Source organism: Streptococcus pseudopneumoniae ATCC BAA-960 = CCUG 49455 (assembly GCF_002087075.1).
Classification (GTDB): Bacteria; Bacillota; Bacilli; order Lactobacillales; family Streptococcaceae; genus Streptococcus; species Streptococcus pseudopneumoniae.
This window is the reverse complement of sequence record NZ_MWSM01000061.1, coordinates 1-1,357: the sequence shown is the minus strand read 5'-3', so window position 1 is coordinate 1,357 and position 1,357 is coordinate 1. Positions and strand designations below refer to the sequence as shown.

Here is a 1,357-nt window from a genome sequence, read left to right as displayed (position 1 = left end):
TGAACTGCACCCCAAAAGTTAGACAGACAAAATCTAACTTTTGGGGTATTTTTATTATGAAATTAACTTATGATGATAAAGTTCAGATCTATGAACTTAGAAAACAAGGATATAGCTTAGAGAAGCTTTCAAATAAATTTGGGATAAACAATTCTAATATTAGGTACATGATTCAATTGATTGATCGTTACGGAATAGAGTTCGTCAAAAAAGGAAAAAATCGTTACTATTCTCCTGATTTAAAACAAGAAATGATTGATAAAGTCATACATGAAGGCTGGACTAAAGATAGAGTTTCTCTTGAATACGGCCTCCCAAGTCGTACGATACTTCTTAATTGGCTAGCACAATACAGTAAAAACGGGTATACTATTGTTGAGAAAACAAGAGGGAGAGTACCTAAAATGGGACGTAAGCCAAAAACGAGACCTGAAGAGAGGACAGAATTAGAACGTCTTCAAGCAGAAAATGAGTACCTGAGAGCGGAGAATGCCATCCTAAAAAAGTTAAGAGAACTCCGATTGAAGGAGGAAAAAGAGAAAGAAGAAAGACAGAAATTGTTCAAGAATTAATGACTGAGTTTTCGTTAGATCTTCTTTTAAAAGCCATTAAACTAGCTCGTTCGACCTACTACTATCACTTGAAACAGCTAGATAAACCAGATAAGGACCAAGAGCTTAAAGCTGAAATTCAATCCATCTTTATCGAACACAAGGGAAATTATGCTTATCGTCGGATTTATTTAGAACTAAGAAATCGTGGTTATCTAGTAAATCATAAAAGAGTTCAAGGCTTGATGAAAGTACTCAATTTACAAGCTAAAATGCGACAGAAACGAAAATATTCTTCTCATAAAGGAGACGTTGGTAAGAAAGCAGAGAATCTCATTCAACGTCAATTTGAAGGCTCTAAAACAATGGAAAAGTGCTACACAGATGTGACAGAATTTGCCATTCCAGCAAGTACTCAAAAGCTTTACTTATCACCAGTTTTAGATGGCTTTAATAGTGAAATTATCGCCTATAATCTTTCAACTTCACCCAACTTAGAACAAGTACAAACAATGTTGGAACAGGCATTCAAAGAGAAGCACTACGAGAATACGATTCTCCATAGTGACCAAGGCTGGCAATATCAACACGATTCTTATCATCGGTTCCTAGAGAGTAAGGGAATTCAAGCATCCATGTCACGCAAGGGCAACAGCCCAGACAACGGTATGATGGAGTCCTTCTTTGGGATTCTGAAATCGGAAATGTTTTACGGTTATGAGAAGTCGTTTCAGTCGCTTAAGCAATTGGAACAAGCTATTGTAGACTATATTGATTACTACAACAATAAACGAATTAAGGTAAAA

Annotated in this window: 1 protein-coding gene; it reads left to right on the top strand. The window is 35.9% G+C overall.

The window, feature by feature from the left end:
* Positions 1–56: 56 nt before the first annotated feature.
* A protein-coding gene (locus B4W83_RS11305; protein ID WP_087148666.1) for an IS3 family transposase occupies positions 57–1,357 on the top strand; the annotation gives its coding sequence in 2 pieces (ribosomal slippage) (positions 57–498 and positions 498–1,357; 1,302 coding nt annotated over the 2 pieces). This gene is flagged as partial in the annotation.